Origin of the sequence: Heliomicrobium undosum, from assembly GCF_009877425.1 — a bacterium.
GTDB lineage: Bacteria > Bacillota > Desulfitobacteriia > Heliobacteriales > Heliobacteriaceae > Heliomicrobium > Heliomicrobium undosum.
This window is the reverse complement of the sequence record NZ_WXEY01000001.1, coordinates 256922-279176: the sequence shown is the minus strand read 5'-3', so window position 1 is coordinate 279176 and position 22255 is coordinate 256922. Positions and strand designations below refer to the sequence as shown.

The 22255-nt window shown below is 56.1% G+C and carries 22 protein-coding genes and 1 pseudogene; 19 read left to right on the top strand and 4 right to left on the bottom strand.

Features of this window, described 5'->3' with window-relative positions:
* Nucleotides 1-6 precede the first annotated feature (6 nt).
* The 9 genes and pseudogenes from sucC (at nucleotide 7) to GTO91_RS01280 (ending at nucleotide 9094) form a co-directional block, all read left to right on the top strand.
* Entirely contained in the window at nucleotides 7-1134 is a 1128-nt protein-coding gene (gene sucC / locus GTO91_RS01315) for an ADP-forming succinate--CoA ligase subunit beta (RefSeq protein WP_161253652.1), read from the top strand.
* Nucleotides 1135-1136: 2 nt separating this feature from the next.
* Nucleotides 1137-2006 carry a succinate--CoA ligase subunit alpha gene (gene sucD, locus GTO91_RS01310; RefSeq protein WP_161253649.1) on the top strand — a complete coding sequence of 290 codons (870 nt, stop codon included), beginning with the start codon at nucleotides 1137-1139 and terminating at the stop codon, nucleotides 2004-2006.
* Nucleotides 2007-2145: 139 nt separating this feature from the next.
* Nucleotides 2146-3819 carry an acyl-CoA mutase large subunit family protein gene (locus GTO91_RS01305; RefSeq protein WP_161253646.1) on the top strand — a complete coding sequence of 558 codons (1674 nt, stop codon included), beginning with the start codon at nucleotides 2146-2148 and terminating at the stop codon, nucleotides 3817-3819.
* A gap of 21 nt (nucleotides 3820-3840) precedes the next feature.
* Nucleotides 3841-4227, top strand: a pseudogene (locus GTO91_RS17795) (cobalamin B12-binding domain-containing protein); the annotation flags it as partial.
* Nucleotides 4216-4665, top strand: coding sequence for a methylmalonyl-CoA epimerase (gene mce, locus GTO91_RS17790; RefSeq protein ID WP_328793711.1), 450 nt, complete (start codon nucleotides 4216-4218; stop codon nucleotides 4663-4665). The pseudogene GTO91_RS17795 and the gene mce, both read left to right, overlap by 12 nt.
* Nucleotides 4666-4786: 121 nt before the next feature.
* Nucleotides 4787-6322 carry an acyl-CoA carboxylase subunit beta gene (locus GTO91_RS01295; RefSeq protein ID WP_161253640.1) on the top strand — a complete coding sequence of 512 codons (1536 nt, stop codon included), beginning with the start codon at nucleotides 4787-4789 and terminating at the stop codon, nucleotides 6320-6322.
* Between the two features lie 48 nt (nucleotides 6323-6370).
* Nucleotides 6371-7060 carry a biotin/lipoyl-containing protein gene (locus GTO91_RS18840; protein ID WP_456318569.1) on the top strand — a complete coding sequence of 230 codons (690 nt, stop codon included), beginning with the start codon at nucleotides 6371-6373 and terminating at the stop codon, nucleotides 7058-7060.
* 49 nt (nucleotides 7061-7109) lie between these two features.
* Nucleotides 7110-8519, top strand: coding sequence for a pyruvate carboxylase subunit B (locus GTO91_RS01285; protein WP_161253637.1), 1410 nt, complete (start codon nucleotides 7110-7112; stop codon nucleotides 8517-8519).
* A 200-nt stretch (nucleotides 8520-8719) separates the two neighbouring features.
* Complete coding sequence (locus GTO91_RS01280; protein WP_161253633.1) at nucleotides 8720-9094, top strand: response regulator; 375 nt, start codon at nucleotides 8720-8722, stop codon at nucleotides 9092-9094.
* A gap of 152 nt (nucleotides 9095-9246) precedes the next feature.
* Here the strand turns inward: GTO91_RS01280 and GTO91_RS01275 are convergent, their stop codons facing one another.
* Nucleotides 9247-9672, bottom strand: a complete 426-nt coding sequence (locus GTO91_RS01275; protein WP_161253630.1) for a hypothetical protein — start codon at nucleotides 9670-9672, stop codon at nucleotides 9247-9249.
* Nucleotides 9673-9858: 186 nt separating this feature from the next.
* A complete protein-coding gene (gene ppnP, locus GTO91_RS01270; protein ID WP_161253627.1) occupies nucleotides 9859-10176 on the bottom strand; it encodes a pyrimidine/purine nucleoside phosphorylase in 318 nt (105 codons plus the stop codon).
* Nucleotides 10177-10384: 208 nt separating this feature from the next.
* Between ppnP and GTO91_RS01265 the strand changes: the two genes are divergently transcribed.
* From GTO91_RS01265 to GTO91_RS01255, 3 genes are all read left to right on the top strand, one after another.
* A complete protein-coding gene (locus GTO91_RS01265) occupies nucleotides 10385-10870 on the top strand; it encodes a DinB family protein (protein ID WP_161253624.1) in 486 nt (161 codons plus the stop codon).
* Nucleotides 10871-10962: 92 nt separating this feature from the next.
* Nucleotides 10963-11160, top strand: coding sequence for a (2Fe-2S)-binding protein (locus GTO91_RS01260; protein WP_328793704.1), 198 nt, complete (start codon nucleotides 10963-10965; stop codon nucleotides 11158-11160).
* 300 nt (nucleotides 11161-11460) lie between these two features.
* Nucleotides 11461-11718 carry a hypothetical protein gene (locus tag GTO91_RS01255; RefSeq protein ID WP_161253618.1) on the top strand — a complete coding sequence of 86 codons (258 nt, stop codon included), beginning with the start codon at nucleotides 11461-11463 and terminating at the stop codon, nucleotides 11716-11718.
* Nucleotides 11719-11946: 228 nt separating this feature from the next.
* Here the strand turns inward: GTO91_RS01255 and GTO91_RS01250 are convergent, their stop codons facing one another.
* Nucleotides 11947-12252, bottom strand: coding sequence for a zinc-ribbon domain containing protein (locus tag GTO91_RS01250; protein ID WP_161253615.1), 306 nt, complete (start codon nucleotides 12250-12252; stop codon nucleotides 11947-11949).
* Between the two features lie 152 nt (nucleotides 12253-12404).
* Here GTO91_RS01250 and GTO91_RS01245 point away from each other — a divergent pair, with 152 nt between their 5' ends.
* Both GTO91_RS01245 and GTO91_RS01240 read left to right on the top strand, forming a co-directional pair.
* A complete protein-coding gene (locus tag GTO91_RS01245) occupies nucleotides 12405-13028 on the top strand; it encodes a M23 family metallopeptidase (RefSeq protein ID WP_161253612.1) in 624 nt (207 codons plus the stop codon).
* Nucleotides 13029-13146: 118 nt separating this feature from the next.
* Nucleotides 13147-14394: an RCC1 domain-containing protein gene (locus tag GTO91_RS01240; protein ID WP_161253609.1), complete on the top strand. Its 1248-nt coding sequence runs from the start codon at nucleotides 13147-13149 to the stop codon at nucleotides 14392-14394.
* 97 nt (nucleotides 14395-14491) lie between these two features.
* On the opposite strand, the gene GTO91_RS01235 is transcribed toward GTO91_RS01240, so the two are convergent.
* Complete coding sequence (locus GTO91_RS01235) at nucleotides 14492-16285, bottom strand: YcdB/YcdC domain-containing protein (RefSeq protein ID WP_161253606.1); 1794 nt, start codon at nucleotides 16283-16285, stop codon at nucleotides 14492-14494.
* A 430-nt stretch (nucleotides 16286-16715) separates the two neighbouring features.
* On the opposite strand from GTO91_RS01235, the gene GTO91_RS01230 reads away from it, so the two are divergent.
* From GTO91_RS01230 to GTO91_RS01210, 5 genes are all read left to right on the top strand, one after another.
* The gene (locus GTO91_RS01230) at nucleotides 16716-18185 is read left to right on the top strand and encodes a circularly permuted type 2 ATP-grasp protein (RefSeq protein WP_328793703.1); all 1470 of its coding nucleotides are present in this window, start codon (nucleotides 16716-16718) and stop codon (nucleotides 18183-18185) included.
* Nucleotides 18179-19096, top strand: coding sequence for an alpha-E domain-containing protein (locus GTO91_RS01225; protein ID WP_161253603.1), 918 nt, complete (start codon nucleotides 18179-18181; stop codon nucleotides 19094-19096). The genes GTO91_RS01230 and GTO91_RS01225 overlap by 7 nt, the downstream gene beginning before the upstream one ends.
* On the top strand, nucleotides 19093-20031 hold the full coding sequence (locus GTO91_RS01220; RefSeq protein ID WP_161253600.1) for a transglutaminase family protein: 939 nt from the start codon (nucleotides 19093-19095) through the stop codon (nucleotides 20029-20031). Before GTO91_RS01225 ends, GTO91_RS01220 begins: the two co-directional genes overlap by 4 nt.
* 140 nt (nucleotides 20032-20171) lie before the next feature.
* Nucleotides 20172-21215 (top strand): M14 family metallopeptidase, encoded by a 1044-nt coding sequence (locus GTO91_RS01215; protein WP_161253597.1) that lies wholly within the window; start codon nucleotides 20172-20174, stop codon nucleotides 21213-21215.
* On the top strand, nucleotides 21208-22191 hold the full coding sequence (locus GTO91_RS01210; RefSeq protein ID WP_161253594.1) for a M14 family metallopeptidase: 984 nt from the start codon (nucleotides 21208-21210) through the stop codon (nucleotides 22189-22191). Before GTO91_RS01215 ends, GTO91_RS01210 begins: the two co-directional genes overlap by 8 nt.
* Nucleotides 22192-22255 lie beyond the last annotated feature (64 nt).

Sequence of the window (22255 nt, the reverse complement as noted above, 5' to 3'; positions counted from 1 at the left end):
AAAACAGTGAAGTGCTTCGAGTACATGGGGAAGGAGATCTTCGCGCGGTTCGGCATTCTGGTTCCCCAGGGCCGCATGGTCCTGACGCCGGAAGATGCGGCGAAAGTGGCGGCGGAGATCGGCAAGCCGGTCGTCATCAAGTCCCAGGTCCTTTCGGGCAAACGGGGAAAAGCCGGCGGCATCAAGTTTGCCGACACCCCGGAGGAAGCCGCCCAAGCGGCTGCCCAGGTGCTGTCCATGACGGTTCAGGGCCTGCCGGTCCAGCGCATCCTCGTCGAGGAAAAGCTGAAGATCGACGCAGAACTGTATGTGGCCATCACCATCGACGGCGCTGCCAAAGCGCCTGTCGTGATCGCCTCGGCCAAAGGCGGCATGGACATCGAGGAACAGGACGAAGCGGACATCGTCAAAACCCATTTGGACGTCTTTTTAGGGTTACCGGCCTTTCTTGCCAGGGATGTGGCGAGAAAAATTGGTCTCCGCGGCAATCTTGCCAAGGAGTTTTCTGACATCCTGTCGAAAATGTATTGTATCCTAAATCACAAGGATGCCGAACTGGTCGAGATCAACCCCCTGGTCATCTCCGGCGACCACCTGATCGCCGCAGACGCCAAGCTAACCATTGACGACAGCGCCCTCTACCGCCAGAAGGACATCCCCTTCGTCGACGAAGACATGACCGAAGTGGAAAAGATGGCTAAGGCGGCCGGGGTTGGCTCTTTCGTCGAACTGGGAGGCGACATCGCCATCATGGCCAACGGCGCCGGCATCACCATGGGCACCCTGGACATGGTGCAACTCTTCGGCGGCCATCCGGCCAATTTCATGGACGCCGGCGGCGGAACGGGCGTGGAAGGCACGGCCAAAGCGATCAGCATCCTCCTGGCTCAGAACCCCAAGGTCATCTTTATCAACATATTTGGCGGGATCACCCGCTGTGACGACGTCGCCAATGCCCTGGCGCAGGTAAAGCGGAATATCGGCATCCCCGTCCCGGTCGTCGTCCGCATGGTCGGCACCAACGAAGAGGCTGGTGTTCGCATCCTGAAGGAAGTCGGTATCGACGCCTATCGGGATATGAAAACGGCCGCCCAAATGGCCGTTGCGCTTGCAAAACGCGGGGAGGGGGCGTAATCATGGCGATCCTGGTCGATGAGGCATCGAACGTACTTATTCAGGGGATCACGGGCAAACAAGGAAGTTTCCATTTCCGGCAGATGCGGGCCTTCGGGACCAACGTCGTGTCCGGCGTTGCGCCGGGGAAGGGCGGCAGCCTCTACGAGGGCGTGCCCCTCTACGAGACGGTCCAAGAAGCCTGCGAGCATCACGCCATCGACGCAACGGTGTTGTTTATTCCGGCGGCCTTCTGCAAAGACGCAGCGCTGGAAGCTATCGAAGCAGGCATCAAAGTCATCGTCATCATCACCGAACATATCCCGGTGCAGGATGAGTTAATCATAGTCAATCGGGCCAAACTGAAGGAAGCAGTCATCATTGGACCCAACACCTTCGGCATGGCCTCTTGGAAGTGCAAGCTGGGCATCCTCCCCAACGTCGCCTTCTCCCCGGGTCCGGTCGGCGTCGTGGCCCGTTCGGGAACCTTGACCTATGAGATCGTCGGTTCCTTGACGAATGTCGGCATCGGTCAGACCAGTGTCGTCGGTCTCGGCGGAGACCGTGTCCCGGGTTCATCATTTGTGGATATGCTCAAGCGGTTTGAGGTCGACCCAGATACCAAATGTGTCGTCCTGGTGGGCGAGATCGGCGGCAACGCCGAAGAAGAGGCGGCCGAGTTTATCAAGACCATGAGCAAGCCTGTCGTCGCATACCTGGCCGGGAAGAGCGCCCCTCCGGGCAAGCGGATGGGTCATGCGGGCGCGATCATCGAGCGCGGCAAGGGCACTTACGAAGGAAAAGTGAAGGCTCTGACTGCAGCCGGCGCACAAGTGGCCACCTTCCCCTACGAAGTCGTAGAAAAAGTCCAGACATTGCTCGGCCATCCCTGAACGAAGCGGAACCCGGCGCCGCCGCGCTGAGCGGCGGCCCGGACTTCCCCTTGAACAGGCGGTCAGGAAACATGTGATCCACGGGCGAGAAGGACACCGCACCATTCGTTCCCAAGTTCGAAAGGAGGTTCATCGGTTCGTGTTTGATTCGGAAAAAGTCGCACAAGTCAGTGAAGCAAAAGCAAAGTGGCAGGAGAACTCGCTGGGCAAGGTCCTGAAAAAGGCGCCCGAACGCCGCGCCGTGTTTGCCACCGATTCCGGTATCACCATGAACACCCTCTACACCCCTGATGACGTAGCCGATATCGACTACGCCCGTGATCTCGGTTTCCCCGGTGAGTACCCCTTCACCCGCGGGGTGCAGCCGAACATGTATCGCGGCCGCCACTGGACCATGCGCCAGTACGCCGGCTTCGGCACCGCCGAGCAGTCGAACGAGCGCTTCCGCTACCTGCTTGCACAAGGTCAGACCGGTCTGTCCTGCGCCTTCGACCTGCCCACCCAGATCGGCTACGACTCGGACGATCCCCTCTCCCAGGGCGAGATCGGCAAGGTCGGCGTCGCCATCGACACCATGGCCGACATGGAGATCCTCTTCGACAAGATCCCTCTTGACAAGGTCTCCACGTCGATGACCATCAACGCCCCTGCTGCGGTGTTGCTGGCCATGTACATCGCCGTCGCCGAGAAGCAGGGCGTCAGCGCCGACAAGATCGCCGGCACCATCCAAAACGATATCCTCAAGGAATACATCGCCCGCGGCACCTACATCTTCCCGCCGGCGCCGTCGATGCGCCTGATCACCGATATCTTCGCCTACTGCGCCGAAAAGGTGCCCAACTGGAACACCATCTCCATCTCGGGCTACCACATCCGTGAAGCCGGCTCCAGCGCTGCTCAGGAGATCGCCTTCACCCTGGCGGACGGCATCGCCTATGTCCAGGCCGCCATCAACGCCGGACTGGATGTGGATAAGTTCGCCCCCCGTCTCTCCTTCTTCTTCAACGCCCACCTGAACTTCTTCGAAGAGATCGCCAAGTTCCGGGCGGCTCGCCGCCTCTGGGCCACGATCATGAAAGAGCGCTTCGGCGCCACGAACCCCCGTTCCTGGGCGTTCCGCGTGCACACCCAGACGGCCGGTTCCACCCTCACGGCCCAACAACCCAACGTCAACATCATGCGCGTCGCCTTCCAGGCCCTCATGGCCGTCCTCGGCGGCACCCAGTCGTTGCACACCAACTCCAAGGACGAAGCGCTGGCGCTGCCCAACGAAGAGTCGGTGCTCATCGCCCTGCGGACCCAGCAGGTCATCGGCTACGAGATCGGCGCCGCCGATGTGGTCGACCCCCTGGGCGGTTCCTACTACATTGAATCCCTCACCAACCAGCTCGAAGCCAAGGCCAAAGAATACATCCAGAAGATCGACGATCTGGGCGGGGCGCCCAACGCCATCGAATACATGCAGCGTGAAATCCAGGCCAGCGCCTACCGTTACCAGAAGGGCGTTGAATCCGGCGACAACGTTGTTATCGGCGTCAACAAGTTCCAGATGAAGGAAGAGCCGCCCAAAGGCCTGCTCAAAGTCGACCCGGCCCTCGGCGAAGCCCAGAAGGCCAAGCTGAAACAGGTCAAAGAATCCCGCGACAATGTGGCTGTGCAAAACGCCCTGGCCCGCGTCCGCGCTGCCGCTCAAGGCAACGAGAACATGATGCCTGTCATCATTGACGCTGTGAAGGTCTACGCCTCCCTAGGCGAAATCTGCGGCGTCATGCGGGAAGTCTTCGGGGAATATCGTCAACAAATCATTTTCTAAGCGGGGAGGGTCGATCGTACCATGGAAAAGAAACCGATTCGCGTAGTAGTTGCCAAACCGGGCCTCGACGGCCACGACCGCGGCGCTAAAGTCATCGCCCAAGCGCTCCGGGACGCCGGCATGGAAGTCATCTACACTGGCCTGCGCCAGACGCCGGCCCAGATCGTTGAAGTCGCCATCCAGGAAGACGCCCAAGTGGTTGCCCTGAGTTCGCTCTCCGGCGCCCACAGCGCCCTCTTCCCGCAGGTGGTGGAAGGCCTCCGCGCCCAGGGACTGAACGACGTCCTCGTCCTCGGCGGCGGCGTCATCCCTGACGACGACATCCCCTTCCTGAAGGAATCGGGTGTGGCTGAAATCTTTACCCCCGGCACGGACACGCGGGACGTAGTCGCCTTCATCGAAGAGCGCTTCTACGGCCCAAAAAAAAAGCCTGAAATCCTGCACATCGACCATGTCGGCATCGCTGTAAAGGATCTGAAGGCGGCCATCGCCTTCTATGAGAACGTCATCGGCATCAAGTGCACCGCCATCGAAGAGGTTGCCGAGCAGAAGGTCCGCGTCGCCTTCCTGCCCTCGGGCGACGCCGAGGTGGAACTCCTCGAGTCGACCGATCCGGAAGGCCCCATCGCCAAGTTCATCGCCAAGAACGGCGAAGGGATCCAGCACGTGGCCTACCGCGTCGATGACCTGGAAGCCAAACTGGAAGAACTAAAAAAGGCTGGCGTTCCTCTCATCGACCAAAAACCGCGGCGCGGCGCCGGCGGCGCTGACATCGCCTTCCTCCATCCGAAAGGCACCTTCGGCCACCTGGTCGAACTCTGCCAGCGCCCCGGCAAACTGAAGTAAGACCGGCGTCGCCACACCACCATTTCTGCTGTGGCCCGTCGATCCCCGCATGACGCGGGGGGAGGGGGCGCAACATAGATCCACAAAAACAGGCGTATGAAGATTGGGAGGGATCATTCCCTTGAACATGGAAGAACGTTTGGCTCAGTTGGCGAAATTCCGCGAGAAGATCACCCAGGGCGGCGGCCCCAAACGGATCGCCAAGCAGCACGAGTCTGGCAAGATGACCGCCCGCGAGCGCATCGAAGCCCTGCTCGATCCCGGTTCCTTCGTTGAACTCGGTGTATTCGTCGGTGACAGCAACTTCGACAAACTGGAAAACCCCGGTGAAGGCGTTGTTGTCGGCCACGGCACAGTCGAAGGCCGTGTGGTCTATATCTACGCCCAGGACTTCACTGTTTCCGGCGGTTCCCTCTCGAAGGCCCATGCCGACAAGATCGTCAAGGTCATGGACCTGGCCCTGAAAAACGGCGTGCCCTGCCTCGGCTTGAACGATTCCGGCGGCGCGCGGATTCAACAAGGCGTCGACGCCCTGGAAGGATACGGCAGCATCTTCTACCGCAACACGCTCTCCTCCGGCGTCATTCCCCAGATCTCGGCCATCCTCGGTCCCTGCGCCGGCGGCGCCGTCTACTCTCCCGCCCTTACCGACTTCATTTTCATGGTGAACGGCATCTCCCGCATGTTCATCACCGGTCCCCAGGTCATCAAGGCGGTCACCGGCGAGGACGTGTCGCCCGAGACCCTCGGCGGCGCCCTCACTCACAACCAGAAGTCCGGTGTGGCGCACTTCATGGCGGACAGTGAACTGGAGTGCTTCGAGCAGATCCGCGCCTTGCTCTCCTACCTGCCCTCCAACAACATGGAAGAGCCCCCGGTCGTCGATCCGGTCGAGCCCGAGTTCGATCCGGAAGAACTGATCTCCATCATCCCCCCCAACCCCAACCAGGGCTATGACGTTCGCGACGTGCTGGTGCGCATCCTCGACGCCGGCTCCTTCTTCGAAGTGCAGCCCCTCTTCGCGCCCAACGGCATCACCGCCTTTGGTCGCCTGAACGGCAAAGTGGTCGGCATCCTGGCCAACCAGCCCAAGGTCCTGGCCGGTTGCCTCGACATCGACGTCTCTGACAAACTGGCCCGCTTCGTCCGTTTCTGCAACGCCTTCAACATCCCCCTGCTGACCTTCGAAGACGTGCCCGGCTTCCTGCCCGGCACCAATCAGGAGTACGGCGGCATCATCCGGCACGGCGCCAAGATGCTCTACGCTTATTCGGAAGCGAGCGTTCCCAAGATCACCATCATCCTGCGCAAAGCCTACGGCGGAGCCTATCTGGCCATGTGCGGCAAGCCCCTCGGTTGTGACGCCGCCTTCGCCTGGCCGACGGCTGAAATCGCCGTCATGGGTCCCGATGGCGCCGCCAACATCATCTACCGCAAGGAGATCGAAGGCGCCGAAGATCCCATCGCCATGCGCAAGCAGATGGTCGAAAAGTACCGGGAAGAAGTCTCCAATCCGTTTATCGCCTGCGCCCGCGGCTATGTGGAAGACATCCTCGACCCGCGGGAAACCCGCAGCCGCCTGATCGCCACCCTGGATGCTCTGGCAACCAAGCGCGAAAGCCGGCCGCGCAAGAAAAACGGAAACATCCCGGTCTAAGGTCCTGGGGGTGTCGCCCCCCTTTGGAAAGGGGTTGGGTAACGAAACATGCTAAACCGTGACCGCAAACGTCGTCGCCAAGCGGCCATCGCTGCTGTCATGTCGGCCATCGGCTATCAGATGGCCAGCATCAAGCGGCGGGGAAGAGTGACGGGCGGACAGAGCTTCGCCCGCTCGGCCTGGGCCGGACGCACTGATTGGAAGACCATGGGTCTTGCCGATGCCTTGGGGCAGAGGGACTCGGATACCCCAGTTGAGGAGATTGCCAGGCAGATCGCTGCCCGAATGCCTGACAGCGGGAGGGAAATTTTTGTGAAGAGATTCAAAGTCCGTGTCGACAACCAGATGTTCTATGTAGAAGTCGAAGAAATTCCCGGTGAAGGCGCCATGGCCGCTGCCGCTCCGGCTCCCGTAGCCCGCGCCGCCGCCCCGGTTGCCCCCAAAGCCGCTCCGGCTGCTGCTCCTAAGGCCGCCGCTGCCGCGCCGAAGGCTGCGCCGAAAGCCGCCGCTCCCGCCCCTGCCGGCGGTGGCGGAATCACCGCCCCCATGCCGGGGACCATCCTGGACGTTCGCAAAAATGTCGGTGATGTGGTCAAGGCCGGTGACACTGTCCTCATCCTCGAAGCCATGAAGATGGAAAACGAAATCCAGGCGGACCACGCGGGCACCATTCAGGAGATCCGCGTCAAGAAGGGCCAAGCGGTCAACGCCGGCGAGGTTCTGGTCGTCATTGGCTAATCGAAAAAGAGGAACGTCGACCCAGACGAAGGGCAGGAAGGAGTCGAACATGGAAAAACGGGTTATCAAGTTTACAGACACCACGCTTCGCGACAGCCACCAATCCTTGTTGGCTACCCGGATGAAAATCGAAGACATGCTGCCGATCCTTGAAAAAATCGACGCGATCGGATACCACTCCATCGAATGCTGGGGTGGCGCCACCTTCGATACCACCATGCGCTTCCTGAACGAAGACCCCTGGGAACGCCTCTGGACGATTAAAAAACACTGCAAGACCCCCACGCAGATGCTGTTGCGGGGCCAGAACTGCGTCGGCTACAAGCACTACGCCGACGACGTTTTGGAAGCCTTCATCAAGTATGCCTGCGAAGGCGGCATGGATATCTTCCGGATCTTTGACGCCCTGAATGACGTACGGAACATGGAAAAGGCGATGGAGTACACCAAGAAGTATGGCGGGCACGTGCAAGGCGTGCTCTGCTATACCATCAGTGAATTCCATACCACCAAGTACTACGTCGATATGGCGAAGAAACTGGCCGAACGGGGTGCCGACTCTATCTGTGTCAAGGATATGGCCGGCATCCTCACCCCCGGCTCCGCCTACGAGGTCGTCAAAGAGGTCAAAGCCGCCGTCGGTCTGCCGATCCAGTTGCATACCCACTACACCTCCGGCATGGGTGGCATGATGTACCTGAAAGCCATCGAAGCCGGATGCGATGTCATTGACACGGCTATCTCCTCGCTGGCCCTGTCCACCTCGCAGCCTGCCTGCGAAACGATGGTGGCCACCCTGGAGAGCCTTGGCTACGAGACCAACCTGGACCTGCTGAAGCTCAAGGAGATCGCCGACTACTTCAAGGATGTCCGCAAGAAGTACAGCCAGTTCGACCTCACCGACGGCACCCCCGACACGAACGTGCTCGTCTACCAGGTCCCCGGCGGCATGATCTCCAACTTCCTCTCCCAACTTGCCCAGCAGAACGCCCTGCACAAGCTGCCCGATGTGCTGGCAGAGGTGCCCCGCGTCCGGGAAGACTTCGGTTACCCGCCGCTCGTCACCCCCTCTAGCCAGATCGTCGGATCCCAGGCGGCCCTCAACGTCCTGCTCGGCGAGCGGTACAAGATGGCTACCAACGAGGTCAAGCAATACATGCGCGGCTTCTACGGCCAGCCCCCTGCGCCGGTCAACGAAGAAGTCCGCAGGAAGATCGTCGGCAACGACGAAGTCATCCACGTCCGTCCGGCCGACCTCATCCCCCCTGGGATGGAAGAAGCCAAGAAAGGCGTCGCATCGGTCATGCAGAAGGAACAGGATGTCGTCACCTACGCCATCTTCCCGAACGTGGCCCTGCCCTTCCTGGAAGAGCGCCTGGCCAAACAAACCCAGGTGGACTTCAAGATCGCCAAGGAAGGCGCCGATGACGAAGGCAAGGTTGTCACTTATCCTGCCTAAGTATGCGCTAAAAAAAACTTTTACTAACTCTTAACAAAGGTATTATCAGTGAAACAGGCCGCCGCTTAACTGCTGGCGGCTTGTTTCTTTTAACGTTATTGTGATGTCATCGTTAGGAATGGTACTTTTGGCCTATTGACAGAATATTGCGTCCGGATGAATATAATAGTCATCACATTAATCATTGTGGTGGTTGAGCGATGACGAAGAGAGTTCTTATCGTCGATGACGCGTTGTTTATTCGTGTCATCTTGAAAAAAATGTTGGAAGAAGCGGGCTACGAGGTTTTTGAAGCGTCCAACGGCGCGGAGGCGGTTAACATCTGGGATGAGGTTAAACCGGACCTCGCAACGATGGATATCACCATGCCCGTATTGGATGGAATTAGCGCGATTAAAGCGATCAAAACCCGGGATCCTAAAGCAAGGATTATCGTCTGCAGCGCTATGGGACAGAAGACAATGATTCAAGAAGCGATTGCTGCAGGAGCGGTGGACTTCTTGGTCAAACCCTTCGAAAGGGTTCGAGTGCTTGCTACGTTGCTCCGTTGTCTTTATTTACAGAAGTTAGCATAGGCAATGCTCTATGAAAAAGCGTGACTCCGGAAAGCGTCACGCTTTTTTGGTCATCATAGGGACCCCATTTGCACGCCTGTTCTATGTCATTTTACACTCGAACAGTGACAACGGACGAATCGAGAACACAGGCAGAGTCATGAGGGTTCTTCTTATTCCTTTTCATTGGGCTTGTTACGGAAGCCCAGTTCGGATACGAGCGTTTTGGCGTTTAAGATAAAGTGGATCAGGACAAGCGGGATCAGCGCCAAGCCTACCGCTTCGTGAATGCCCTTAATGGGGAGTTCCGAGCGCGCTGCATCAGGCGGGAGTCTTTTACTATCGACGGCTTCACGGGTCGCTCCGTTTTCACGCGTTGTGTTGCTTTCACGGAACGTGGTGTTTTCACGAGGCGTGGCGTTTTCACGAGATGTCGCGCTTTCGACGGCTGGACGACGGGAGGGATCGCGACGTTCGCCATGGTCGCCTCCCATCAAGCTTACCCCTGTGACAGCTACGGCGATGGCCGCAACTGTGAGAACGACGGAAATCAGCCCTTTGACTCGCGCCTTTACGGGAACGGAACGGTTTTCTGACAAGACAATCCTCTCCTTTAAGATTTGTTCAAAGAGGAGTTTAAGTGACAAGTCTTAAAAAGAAATGAAAATCTTTGTGTAGATTCTGTGAACGAGTAAGAAAAATTTGGTAAAAAAAGGACAAGCGTGCCGGTTGATCATGCCGGACGCTTGTCCTTGGGGTTCTTCCTATTTTAGACCGTTCGCTGACTACTCTTTTACATAGGAGCAGCAGTAATCAGACACCTCGTCGGTGGAAACTTTGAACGTAGCATTGGCGGGAATCTCGAAGGATTCTCCTGCGTTAAACACCGCCCAATCCAGCCGGCCAGGCAGGAGTGCCGTGAGCTTGCCTGCCAAGACCTCCATGATCTCCTTTTCAGACGTCCCAAATTCATATTCTCCTGGCAAGATAATCCCAAGGGTTTTCCGTTCTCCATCGGGGAGTATAATTGTCCGGCTGCTTACTTTTCCGTCGAAGTAGATATTTGCTTTTTTTACGACAGTGACACCGGTAAATCTGTCCATGCGTTGCCCTCCCGTTTGTTTCATAGCCTATACACTACTACAAGCCTAGGCATACATCAATAACCACAGCGTCTGCTGTAGAATTTTTTTATTCGAACAATAAGTCATCGATTCCGCAGTTGGGAAGTCATTTAAGCGCGTACGAACCGCGTTACCTTGGAGGAGTCTGTTAACGTTATAAGAATAGAAAGGTAAAGGGGGGGCTTACATGAAGGTCGAAGAGAGAGCCCAGCTTATCAATCAGTATCGGGAAGGCATTACGCTGGTCGAGGATGCTCTGCAAGGGGTTTCTGAAGCGGAATTGGATTATCAACCCACACCGGAGCGGTGGACAATTCGCCAGATCATCCATCATTTAGCGGACAGCGAGATCACCAGCGGCATCCGTCTCCGGCGTCTGTTGGCGGAAGAATCGCCGGACATCATCAGTTATGACCAGGATTATTTTGCGATTGCATTGCGCTATAATCTACGTCCCATCGAATCGGCCTTGCAACTCTATAAGTGGGTTCGGACGACGACGCTGGAGATCCTCGAATTCATGGATGTGGAACAGTGGAACCGAAAAGGCAATCACTCTGAAATCGGGGAGTACTCGGCAACACTGTGGTTGCAGTTGTATGCGGAGCACGGGATCAATCATGCGCGGCAGATTCGGGCGAACCGAGAAGCGTTTGAACGATCAAAAAGATAATTGGGGAAGGAGAATCGATCTTTACTTGCATATTCTTTGGGTGAATATGGTAGAATGGATGTTGTCGAGCCTGATGATTAGAAATAATTTGAATGAATGGGGGATTGGAAATGGACGCAAGTAAACTGGTGTGTGGTTGCAAAAAGGTAACCTATGGAGACTTGCAAAATGCGATCGCTAAGGGCGCCAAGTCTTTTGAGGAAGTGCAGTCGGCCACAAAGGTCAGCACCGGTTGCAGAAAATGCACCGATCATGTGAAATCCTTGGTCAGTGAACTGTTGCCTAAGTAATTAACAACGGAAGAAAACCATATCGGATTCGCCGCCTGAAAAGGCGGTTTTTTCGTTTTCTTGTTATCTCGTATGCGTAAACGTGCAATTTAACATAAAAACGGCCTCGCCATAAATTACTTCTCCGAGGGACCGGCTTGGTGCTGTTGTTTCGCCTGCTTTTCGGATCTTCGTTCTCCCGCGGGATTAAGTGAGGACTGATGTTCGTTATTAGAAGTACGCAAAAAAACATTGATAGGTTTGTGGAGCGAATGTACAATAATTGCATAATGGATATTGTAAAGGTGGCGACGACATCATATGAAGTTCAACACAGGGATTACGTCGATGCACCCCGATCTGCTCTGTTCAGATTTCTCGATCCACCTATTTGGCGCTTTGTTTATGCGGCACTTTGAAGGAAATTGGGGTACCGTATCACCGGAAATGCGGGACTCGAACGAACATGCGATCAAGCATGGCGGTGAGTTGGTTTCCATCCACGATGGTCCGAATGGGCGAAAAGTTAAAATCGTAACCAATGCGCAACGGAGCGGAACGACCGCTTATTACGTTTGAGGCGCATTACATTTTGGTCAAAGCGACGGGCCTGGCTCTAACGATGAATCATATTCAGGAGCCAGGCTATGTTTTGTCCGAGATTCCTTATATTGGCTATGCCTTCCTGATTCTGCTCGACCTCTCCGATAGACCTCGTTCCAGTAGGTGGAGCCGACGAGAAACATCTCTTTGCTGGGAATCAAAAAAGCTCGCCGGTTAGGCGAGCTTTTTGTACAGGTATTGATCTTACCAGCGATTGCTGCGGGGCTGCGGCTGGAAGCAGTCGCGGCAGTAGACGGGCTTATCGCCGCGGGGCTGGAAGGGAACGGTGGTTTCCTTGCCGCAGGAAGAGCAGGTGACGGGGTACATTTCGCGCTCTTGGCGATAGCCGCCGCCACGATTGTTGTTCTGGGCTTTGCGGGCGGCGCGGCACTGGGGGCAGCGACCGGGTTCGTTGGTGAAGCCTTTTTCCGCGTAGAACTCTTGTTCAGAAGCGGTGAACTCAAACTCACAGCCACACTCTTTGCAGGTTAACACTTTGTCTTGAAACATAAAAAAAACCCTCCTCATAATTTGCCCTGTCTAGGGATATCCGTCAAACCTCCCTAGCCACAGGCAATCGAGAAGAGTAGCGTTTCACCATATCAGGACTTGTGTACAGTATACCCTAATGTTTAGACATTTGCAAGGGATAGAGAAAAAATTTGTTAACGATCATGAAGAACCTGTCCAGAACAAGAAAAGCCCGCCAGTTAAAGGTTGTTTTCCCTAACACAGGGGGAGATAGGTGCAACAAAGCTACGTCAAGTGGTAACAAAAGGGGATACGTTCAGACATCTAAAATTAATGTTCCTTGGTTTACATATCAATACAGCAAGCCAATTACTACGGGCTCAAGAACGAATGATTTTGGTTCTCATGCGGGGATTGATATAGGTGTTTCTTCAGGAGCATCAGTCTATGCGATTACAAGCGGCTCGGCAAAATATAGAACTGCTTATGAAGTCATAGGCACTACACGCTATGCTGTAAGCTATGGGAACTTTGTTGAGTTAACTTTCGGCAGCAACAAAGCGATTTACGCCCACTTATCATCGTTCGCTCCTTATACTGCTCCCAGTTACCCGAACACCAGTCCGCCTAGAGGCGCTTCTACGAATACACTGTATATTGAACACGGCACGATAACTGTTAGTTCCGGAACGAGGTTAGGGGCAACAGGAAATTCAGGGAATTCCTCTGGGCCGCATTTGCATTTTGAGATTAAAGAAGGAACGACATCTGTTGACCCGTATAAGTATGTTCTTTTTCCCAAAATGCCCTGGTAACGATAGGCTAATATAGCCTTGATTTACAGCGTTCTTTTCTGTTAGGATATTGGTAGTAAAGGGGATCGCGTATCCCTTTTACTACCTTTTCTCTTCCGAATATAACAGGAGGAATTTTATGGGCGTAAAAGTGAAGAGATATTTTGTTCTTATCATTCTGTTGGCTGGATTGTTATCAATGCAAGGTTGTGTTATGAACGAAGGCCAAGCCAGTTTTGATAAAACAAATGATGGAAACTTGACAAAGGCCGAGCCAATCCATGTTCAATCTATGATTGCGGGTCATCTGAGTTCCTTTGCGCTTACGAATCGAGGGGAACTATACGCGTGGGGAGATAATCATGAAGGCGTACTCGGAATTGGACATACAAACAGCGCTGAAACTCCTGTGCGAGTCCCACTTGCGAAGAAGATAACACAGGTGATACCGGGATCTTTTACTGTAGCGTTAACTGAAGATGGCGAAATTTATATATGGGGGGTCAATGATTTCCCCGAGGTGCTTGGGGATAGTAGAACATTTGACACGAGGCCCGTTTCATTCACGTTGCCCGAAAAAATCGTAAAAATCGGTCGTGGCAACGGGGTTGGGTTAGCGATCTCTGAAAAGGGTTCACTGTATACATGGGGGTGGAATTACTACGGACAAAGAGGTGACGGAGGGAGAAGCCACTCCTTTGTTCCCTATAAGGTGGACTTACCTGAGCCTGTAGTCGATGTGTCGTGTATTCATAGCCATGTGATGGCTTTATCGGAAACAGGGAAAGTATATACTTGGGGTAGCAACTTTTTCGGTGAAATCGGTGATGGCGGACCGGTAGCCTATAAGCCGGGCGGTGAACTCATCGAAACAACGATACCCACTCCACATAAAGTCGCATTTGATAAAAAAATCATATCGATAGCGACGGGAAGATGTGCAAGCTACGCGTTAGATGAAGATGGCCGATTGTATGCATGGGGTGATAATGCTGTAGGACAGCTTGGCATTGCGAATAAAGAAGTGTTCAACTCATCGACACCGCTTAGAGTGGCGATTCCTCAAAAAGTTACGAAGATTGACTCGGGATACTTTCATGCCCTAGCGCTTACAGAAGATGGCGCATTATATAGTTGGGGCTTTAATAGCGGCGATGGCAAACTTAGCGTTATTGGAAACGGTTCCACTGAAGAATCATTTTTTCAGCCGCAAAGAATTACTGTTCCTGGCGAGAACACTTCGATATCGGCAGGCAACGGGTATACTTGGGTGATCACAAAGAACGATGGCATTTATGGATGGGGAGCAAATGGATATGGACAGATCGATGCGAAGCTTTCGTCCCATATAAACACGCCAACGAAAATATCGTTGCGATTAGAGTAAATTCTAATGTGAACATCGGTATCCAGCATAAGAAAAGCCCGCCGGTTAAAGGCAGGCTTTTTTCTGTGCGTCCGGCTGGGACGTCGTCTCTCCCTTGCTATTGCTCGACGACTTCGCCGGTAAAGGCGTCGATCTGCACCAGCCTGTACTCCGGCGTCGTTTTGTACTGGAGTTTGGCTTGCGGCGCCCGCTGGTTGAAGTATTCGGGCCAATCGTAAACCAGTTGCAGCGGAAAGCGCTTCATAAAGATCTCTTTTGCTTTTTCCTCCGCCATCACCTTTGACGGATCAGGGTACTCCGTATAGGAAGGCTCCATGAAATAGAAGTGTGTTACCTTTCCGGTTGTTTTATTGACCGACACCGAGATATGGGTGGAATAGTCCGGCACGCCTTTTCGATTGACAGTACAGGCGTAGATGTATTCCTGTTGCTGTTTCAATAAGTCGTTAGGCAGTTGGCTGCGGTTGACCCAGTCCGGCATGGCGGGGAAGTCCGCCTGAGTGATGTTCAGGTCATAGTCGCCTTTTGGCAATACTGCCTCTAAAAATGCAAGCGCTGTCGCTCTGGCCTTTGACGCGTCCAATTTTGTATTGTCCGGTCCATGATCGCTTTGGTAAGCGATATAAAAATTCGTGATCGCTCCCGTTTTTTCGTTCACCGTCAGATTGACCATGTTCACCCCGTTAAAACCGTTGTTCCCGTCGTTCGGTTGATTTTCCCTGAAGTTGTCCCAACGGTAATCCGCGTACTGCCTGCCTTCCGGTTCAACGCTTCCGTTGTCTCTTTTCAGTTCCATCCCGGCGGTGTCGATGTGGACAAGCTTGTCGACGTTGACAAGTTTCATTACCCACTTGTTGGCATCCTTCTCGTTTTTGATGGCGCCATCGTTTTTGCCTTTCAGTTGCAGCCGCTCCGGCGTTCCTTCTGTTGCCGGCAGAATTTTTCCCGTCACCGCGTCAATGGGAGGCGTAACGTTCCAGTAGACAAGCCGCGCTTTTTTCGCGGAGCGGTCTTCACCTGGTGTAGATGGCGCGTAGACCAGTTTCGTTTTGAACGCTTGTTCAAATACCGGCTGAAGTTCTTCCCTGGATTTGATTGCAACAGGCGGCGGGAAAACTTCTTGTGGGTATGCCTTCATATCCCTGTTCTCGGCGCGAACGAGTTCACCTTTGTTGTTGACGACGATGTGCCAGCCGCTGTTCGCAACGGGGATGTCGTGAACGAGCCGGTAGAAACGGGCTACTCTATAGCGGATGACATACTCATTTCTATTTCGCACAATGGTTGTTGATTCAGGCGCTGTCTCCGCCAGGCGATACTGGTTGAACCCCTCCCCGATCGCTTTTTTCAAGAACGCGGTGGCTCGTTCGGCTGTGGTCTCCGGTGACGGGATGGCATGGTTACGAGAAAGTCGATTGAGAGTATCATCATTCCCTAGATTCCCCATCTCACTGTCGAAACGGATCAGATCGCCTGTTTCCCCATCAAAGCTGATCAGGATATGGTTGCTCCCGTTGCGACCGTCCAGATGGATGTTCCAGGCCATTTTCCGGCCGGAGGCGCCCCAATTCATGTGTTCTTCGCTGTAGATCTGAAGTTCCTTGGTGCTGACGCGGAGCTTGGCCAATGCGGGGTTGAATTCCATCAATGCTTTCAGGATCTGATCGCTCCGGCGGATGACTTGGGGACTGGGTAGCAGGGCATCGTTGTTTTCCACTAGCGGGGCGGCGCCGTTTTCGGTTGAAGCCGTTTCCGAAGATACAAATGTTCCATCGGCGCCCGCATAAGCGGCTGGCAGAACCGCTTGCCCAATGAGCAAAGCTAAAGAGAGACTGGCGATGGCTTTGCTCATTGTTTTTGACGACAGGGGAATTGGGGTAGGCGGCGTCATCCTATAACCTCCTTGTTGTTTTTTGCAAGGGCATCTGTGTTTCAGCACACATAATGGGTGTTTATGGGATATATGTAATGATTATTTAAAGATAGAAAAAATCCTGCTGTATTCGCAACTTCTGTACTCGTATCTTCTGTAACGCCAAAAACAAAATCAGCCTGGGCGGACTGTGATGTAATGCGCCCAAATGTGATTTTATGCTCGATTTTGTTTCGGATGTCCATAGAGGGAGATTCCCAGCATCCTTTTGTCTCACACGGCACTTAACATAAATTTAACATAACATCCAGGAGCGATTCCCCAGGAATCTACTACTATCCGATTTTTTCATCCGCTATAATATAATGGTGTTCGTCGAGCAAAGAAGCTCTTCTTCATTCCAAGAGGCGGCTTCTTTTTTTGTGTGTCCAAGTCAGGAGGTGCGTCCGTGTTTCACAGCGGTATCGTCAAAGGGTGCTTCAACGAGATGTTCTTTGACGACCATCAGATCCGACCCTGTTACGAGCGGGTCTTCACTCATTTCTCCGGCTTGCGGTCGGCGGCGTTGGAAGAGCAGAGCCGGAAGGCCCGGCGAATGTTCAATCGCCTCGGTGTGACCTTCACGGTCTACCAGGAGTCGGCCAGTCTCGAACGGACACTACCTTTTGACATCCTGCCCCGGATCATTCCCATGGACGAGTGGTCCTTGCTGGAGCGGGGCGTCCGCCAGCGCGTGCGGGCGCTGAACCTGTTTTTGCGTGACATCTATCATGAGCAGGAGATCCTCCATGATGGGATCGTTCCCCGGGAACTGGTGGTCACCCATCCCGACTACTGCTGGGCCATGGTCGGCACGAAGGTTCCCTTCGGCCAGTACGTGACCCTAGCGGGCATCGATATTATCCGTGACCCCGCAGGGCGCTATCTGGTGCTGGAAGACAACCTGCGCGTTCCCTCGGGGATCAGCTATATCTTTGAAAACCGGCAGATGACGCAGCGGCTCTTTCCCGACATGTGCCGCAAATACCGTATCCAGCCGATCCTGCCGGCCCTCAGCTTTTTCGCCCGTTACCTGCGGTCGTTGGCGCCGCGGCAGACGTCGAATCCGACGGTGGTGCTCCTGACGCCGGGCAAATACAACTCGGCTTACTATGATCATGTGTTTCTTTCCCAGCAGTTGGGGATCCATCTGGTCGAAGGAAAGGACCTGCTGACGCTGAATAACCGGGTCTTCATGCGGACCGTGGAAGGGCTGAAACAGATCGATGTGATCTACCGGCGCATCGATGACGCCTTCCTCGACCCCCTCGCCTTCCGTTCCGACTCGGTCCTGGGCGTGCCAGGCCTAATGAGCGCCTACCGCGCCGGTCATGTGGCTCTCGTCAACGCGCCTGGCGCAGGGGTGGCCGACGACAAGGCGGTCTACGCCTATGTGCCGGAAATCATCCGCTACTACTTGAATGAGGAGCCGATCCTGCAAAACGTGCCCACCTACCTGCTGGACGATCCGGAGCAGCGGCGCTATGTCTTGGCCAATCTGGATAAAATGGTGGTCAAAAAAACGACCGGCGCCGGCGGCTATGGGATGCTGATCGGACCGAAGGCATCGGCGGCGGAGATTGAGGATTTCGCCCGGGCCATCGTGAATGATCCGAAGGAGTACATCGCCCAGCCGACGATCAATCTGTCCCAGCATCCTTCTCTGGTGAACGGGCGCTTTGAAGGCAGGCACATCGACCTGCGCCCCTTTGTCATCGGCGGCGAGCGGGTCATCCCCGGCGGACTGACGCGGGTGGCTTTGCGCAAAGGCTCCCTCGTCGTCAATTCCTCCCAGGGCGGCGGGTGTAAGGACACATGGGTGGTCCAGTTGGACGGTCAGCAGCAAGAAGCGGGAAGGGAGTGCCGGATCGTATGCTGAGTTGTCGCCATGCCGACAGCCTGATCTGGTTGAGCCGGTTTATCGAGCGGGCCGAGAACAACGCCCGCATCCTGGAAGTGAATTTCGTCCGGCCCTTTTCCGGTGAAAACGCCTCCTGGGAGCCCCTGGTGGCGGTCACGGGAAATGTGGTCGACTTTCAACGCCTCTACGACGAGGCCGATGCCGCCTCTGTCTTTGATTTCCTCGCTTTTAGCGAAGCCAACCCCAATTCCATCGTCGCCTGCGCCGCCCTGGCCAGGGAGAACGCCCTGGCCGTCCGGGAACGGCTGCCCAATGAACTCTATGAGGTGGTCAACCGCTTTCACCTGACGCTCCGCGCCTGCGCCCACCGTGTCGGCGAAAGCGTCGTCTATCCCTTCCTCGATCTGGTGAAACGCCAGTCCATGATCTTTCAGGGGCTGATCGAGGCCATCCTCCCCCACGGCGAGGATGGCGCCTTTCTCCGGATCGGGCGCTACCTGGAGCGGATCGACAAGACGTCGCGCATACTGGATGTGGTCCATTACCACCCAGACGCCGCCGATGAGGAGCTTTGGCTGCGGGTGCTCTGTTCGGTCAGCGCCTATGAGGCCTACCGGCGATCGGGGGGCGGGCGGGTGACCCCGCGGGATGTGACCGCTTTTCTGGTCCATGACGGCGATTTTCCGCGCTCGCTGGCCTTCTGCGCTGATCAGGCCTTGCTGGCGGCCCAGCGGGCCTTTGCCGGCGCCGGCCAAATCCCCGAGTCGGTGCGCCTCTTGGAGCAGTTGGACCGGCGCCTTCGCTATACGACCATGGATGAGATCGAGGCCCAAGGGTTGCACGCTTTCCTGCAGGTGATCCTGCAGGAGAACAACCGGATCGGGGAGGCCGTCCAGCGGGACCTTTTCGTTGAGGAGGATTCTGCTTGACGCGACTTCGTATCTTCCACCGCACCCATTACCAATATTCTTGCCCGGTGACCGAGGGGGTCAGTGAGACACGGTTGATGCCGTTCACCGATCACCGCCAAAGGTTGCTTTCCTTTGAACTGTATACATCCCCTCTGGGCGCGGTTCAGGAGGATCGGGACGCTTTTGGCAATACCTTTCAGACAATGTGGTTTCCGGAAGCCCATGAGGAGTTGATCATCGAAGCCCGTTCCCTCGTGGAGACAGGACCGTCGTTGGAAGGGGAAGGGTCGCCGGCGGAAGGGCAAGGAGCGGCGCACAGGGGGAAGCAGGGAGTACAAGCGAGAGGGCAGGCGGAGAAAGGGCGAGGCCAGGCAGCAAATAGGGAAGGCCAATCGGCGCCGGAGAACATAAGGGATGCCCGTGACCTCACCAAGAGCCATGCCGAATGGCTGATGGAGACAACCTACTGCCCCTTTCTTCCCGAGGTGAAAGATCTGGCGGGGGATTTCCGCTTGTCCGAGGGCGGTTGGCCGGAAATCCTTCGCCTCGCTGAGCGGCTCTACCAGCGCTATGACTACCGGAAGAATTCGACGGAAGTAGACTCGTCCATCGGGGAAATCCTGCGCAACGGCGCTGGCGTCTGCCAGGATTTCAGCCACCTGATGGCGGCGGTGCTGCGGGTGGCCGGCGTCCCGGCACGCTATGTGAGCGGCTACATCCCCTGCGGCGGTCACCTGCGGGGCGATAGCGCCTCCCACGCCTGGGTGGAGGCATGGCTGCCGGAGCGGGGGTGGACAGGCGTCGACCCCACGAATAACTGCCCTGCCGGTCCGCTGCATGTCAAGATCGCCCATGGCCGCGATTACGGAGACATCGTTCCCGTCAAAGGCGTCTACCGGGGCAGGGCCAAGCAGTCTTTGCAGGTGTCGGTGGACGTGCAGGTGATTCAATAGCCAGTGAATCAGCACGTCGAATCGGCAGCGGTGCGACTTCGGGTGTGTGCGCTCCGGCATTCAATCCGTTGACGGTGTCGATTGCCAGATGAACTACTCTTTAATGAATCAGTAAGGAAAATCATTGAGGAGGCGCGCCTTTGGAACAGAAGATCCTTACCATCCGCATGCCGGCCCAGGACCAGTTCAGCATCCGCAAGAATGTGCTGCGCGCCGGTCAGGGCAAGACAACGGCCCGCGCCGCCATCGTCAGCGGCATCCATGGCGACGAGTTGGAGGGGCTCTACACCATCTACCTGCTGAACCGGTACCTGCAGGAACTGCGGGAGAAACGGCCCGAGGTGTTCCGGGGGCAGGTGGATTTTTACCCCACTGTCAACTCCCTCGGCCTGGGCAGCCTCAACCGGTCCTGGCCTTTTTTCAATGTGGACCTAAACCGCCAGTTTCCCGGCAACCGGGAAGGCCATGTGCCCTTGCAGGCGGCCCATGCCCTGCTGGAAGACTTGAAAGGCGCCGACCTGGTGGTGGACATCCACGCCAGCAACAAATTTCTCTTGGAGATGCCCCAAATCCGGATGCAGGAAGTCTATGCGCCCAGATTGTTGCCACTCGCAAAAAAATCGAACGTGGATCTTGTCTGGGTGCACTGTTCCTCATCCATCTTGGAGACAACCCTGGCCACCAACCTGAATGAGTCGGGCATCCCGGCCTTGGTGGTGGAGATGGGCATCGGCCAGCGCCTCAACCCCCTTTATTCGGAACAACTCCTGCAGGGCATCATTCATCTGCTCTGTCACTTGGAGATCCTCGACCTGCCCGAAGAGGAACTGCCCGTCCTCTGCGCGCCCCGAGTCATCGGCGACAATGAGGTCTGGTACTTCAACGCTGAGGCGTCAGGTCTCTTTGTGCCCGAACCGAACGTCTTCGGCGCTTGGATCAAAGAGGGCGATATCATCGGCAGGATCGTCGACCCCTTGAAGGGGAGCGACCTCCAGGTCATCACCAGCCCTCGGGACGGGCTGCTTTTTACCTTGCGGGAGCACCCCGTCGTCTACGAGGGGTCGCTGCTCGCCCGTCTGGTGCTGCAGCCGCCTGAAGCAGAGGAACCGGCGCCACAATTTCGTCACGCTGCGGACAGCCTTCCGGTGATCCAGGCGGGAGAGGAGGCGAGGGGCGATGCATGAGGCGATCCTGGAGTTGAACATCCCCTTTCGGGAACCGATGGTTATCTACAAAAACGAGTTCCGGGGCAGCGGTGACGGACCCCTGATCTCCCTCGTCTCGGGGATGCACGGCGACGAAATCAGCGGCATGTACCTGTTGAGCCGGCTGGCAGCCTTCTTAGACCGCGTGGAACGCGGTCTGGAGCCCTTCTACACCCTGGAAGGGACGGTGCGGCTGATCCCGGTCATCAACGTGCCCGGCGTCAACTTCGCCACCCGCAACTGGCCCTTTGACGGCACTGACATCAACCGCATGTTCCCCGGCTATGACTTGGGCGAGACGACGCAGCGCATCGCCGACGGCGTCCTCCGGGCCACCGTCGATTCCCATTACGCCTTCGACGTCCACGGCTCCAACGAGCAGTTTTTTGAGATCCCCCACCTGCGCATGTTTTCACCGACAGAAGAGGACCTGCGCCTGGCGCCCTACCTACGCTGCCGCTACCTGCTGCGCCGGGAGTTGACGCCGTTGTACAAGACCCAACTCTCCTATCACTGGAAGGAGTCCGGCATCTCTCCGTACATCCTCATGCTTGGCGTCGCCAGGCGCATCGACGATGACCTGGTGGAAACGCTCTACCAGGGACTGATCGATTTCATGCTGGCCGCCGGGGTGCTTTTGGGGCCGCCGCCGGCGCCCCCGTTGCAACCGCCGTCCTTTGGTCGCAAACATACCCATCTAGTCTTGTCCCGCGCAGCCGGGATCTTCCGGCCCACCGCCGCGGCAGGGGCGATGCTGCGCAAGGGCGAAATGCTCGGCCAAATCGTCAATGTCCTCTCCGGACAGGTGGAGGAAGAGGTGCGGGCGCCGGCTTCCGGCCTGCTGGCCAGCATCCGCTCCTATCCCCTCGTGTACGAAAAAGAACTCCTGGCCCGCCTGTTCACGGCTGAAGAAAACCCTTCGGGGACGGCTGACGTGTGGTACCAGGAGCAATAAGCGCTTCCCCCGGTAAATCCGGGGGATTTTTGTTTTGCCAAAGGTCCTGTTGGGAACCGATTGG

Excerpts from the sequence above, each read along its gene's own strand:
- sucD (WP_161253649.1), top strand. The coding sequence starts at position 1,137 with ATGGCGATCCTGGTCGATGAGGCATCGAACGTACTTATTCAGGGGATC.
- GTO91_RS18840 (WP_456318569.1), top strand. The coding sequence starts at position 6,371 with ATGCTAAACCGTGACCGCAAACGTCGTCGCCAAGCGGCCATCGCTGCT.
- GTO91_RS01285 (WP_161253637.1), top strand. The coding sequence starts at position 7,110 with ATGGAAAAACGGGTTATCAAGTTTACAGACACCACGCTTCGCGACAGC.
- GTO91_RS01280 (WP_161253633.1), top strand. The coding sequence starts at position 8,720 with ATGACGAAGAGAGTTCTTATCGTCGATGACGCGTTGTTTATTCGTGTC.
- ppnP (WP_161253627.1), bottom strand. The coding sequence starts at position 10,176 with ATGGACAGATTTACCGGTGTCACTGTCGTAAAAAAAGCAAATATCTAC.
- GTO91_RS01265 (WP_161253624.1), top strand. The coding sequence starts at position 10,385 with ATGAAGGTCGAAGAGAGAGCCCAGCTTATCAATCAGTATCGGGAAGGC.
- GTO91_RS01260 (WP_328793704.1), top strand. The coding sequence starts at position 10,963 with ATGAATGGGGGATTGGAAATGGACGCAAGTAAACTGGTGTGTGGTTGC.
- GTO91_RS01255 (WP_161253618.1), top strand. The coding sequence starts at position 11,461 with ATGAAGTTCAACACAGGGATTACGTCGATGCACCCCGATCTGCTCTGT.
- GTO91_RS01250 (WP_161253615.1), bottom strand. The coding sequence starts at position 12,252 with ATGTTTCAAGACAAAGTGTTAACCTGCAAAGAGTGTGGCTGTGAGTTT.
- GTO91_RS01240 (WP_161253609.1), top strand. The coding sequence starts at position 13,147 with ATGGGCGTAAAAGTGAAGAGATATTTTGTTCTTATCATTCTGTTGGCT.
- GTO91_RS01235 (WP_161253606.1), bottom strand. The coding sequence starts at position 16,285 with ATGACGCCGCCTACCCCAATTCCCCTGTCGTCAAAAACAATGAGCAAA.
- GTO91_RS01225 (WP_161253603.1), top strand. The coding sequence starts at position 18,179 with ATGCTGAGTTGTCGCCATGCCGACAGCCTGATCTGGTTGAGCCGGTTT.
- GTO91_RS01210 (WP_161253594.1), top strand. The coding sequence starts at position 21,208 with ATGCATGAGGCGATCCTGGAGTTGAACATCCCCTTTCGGGAACCGATG.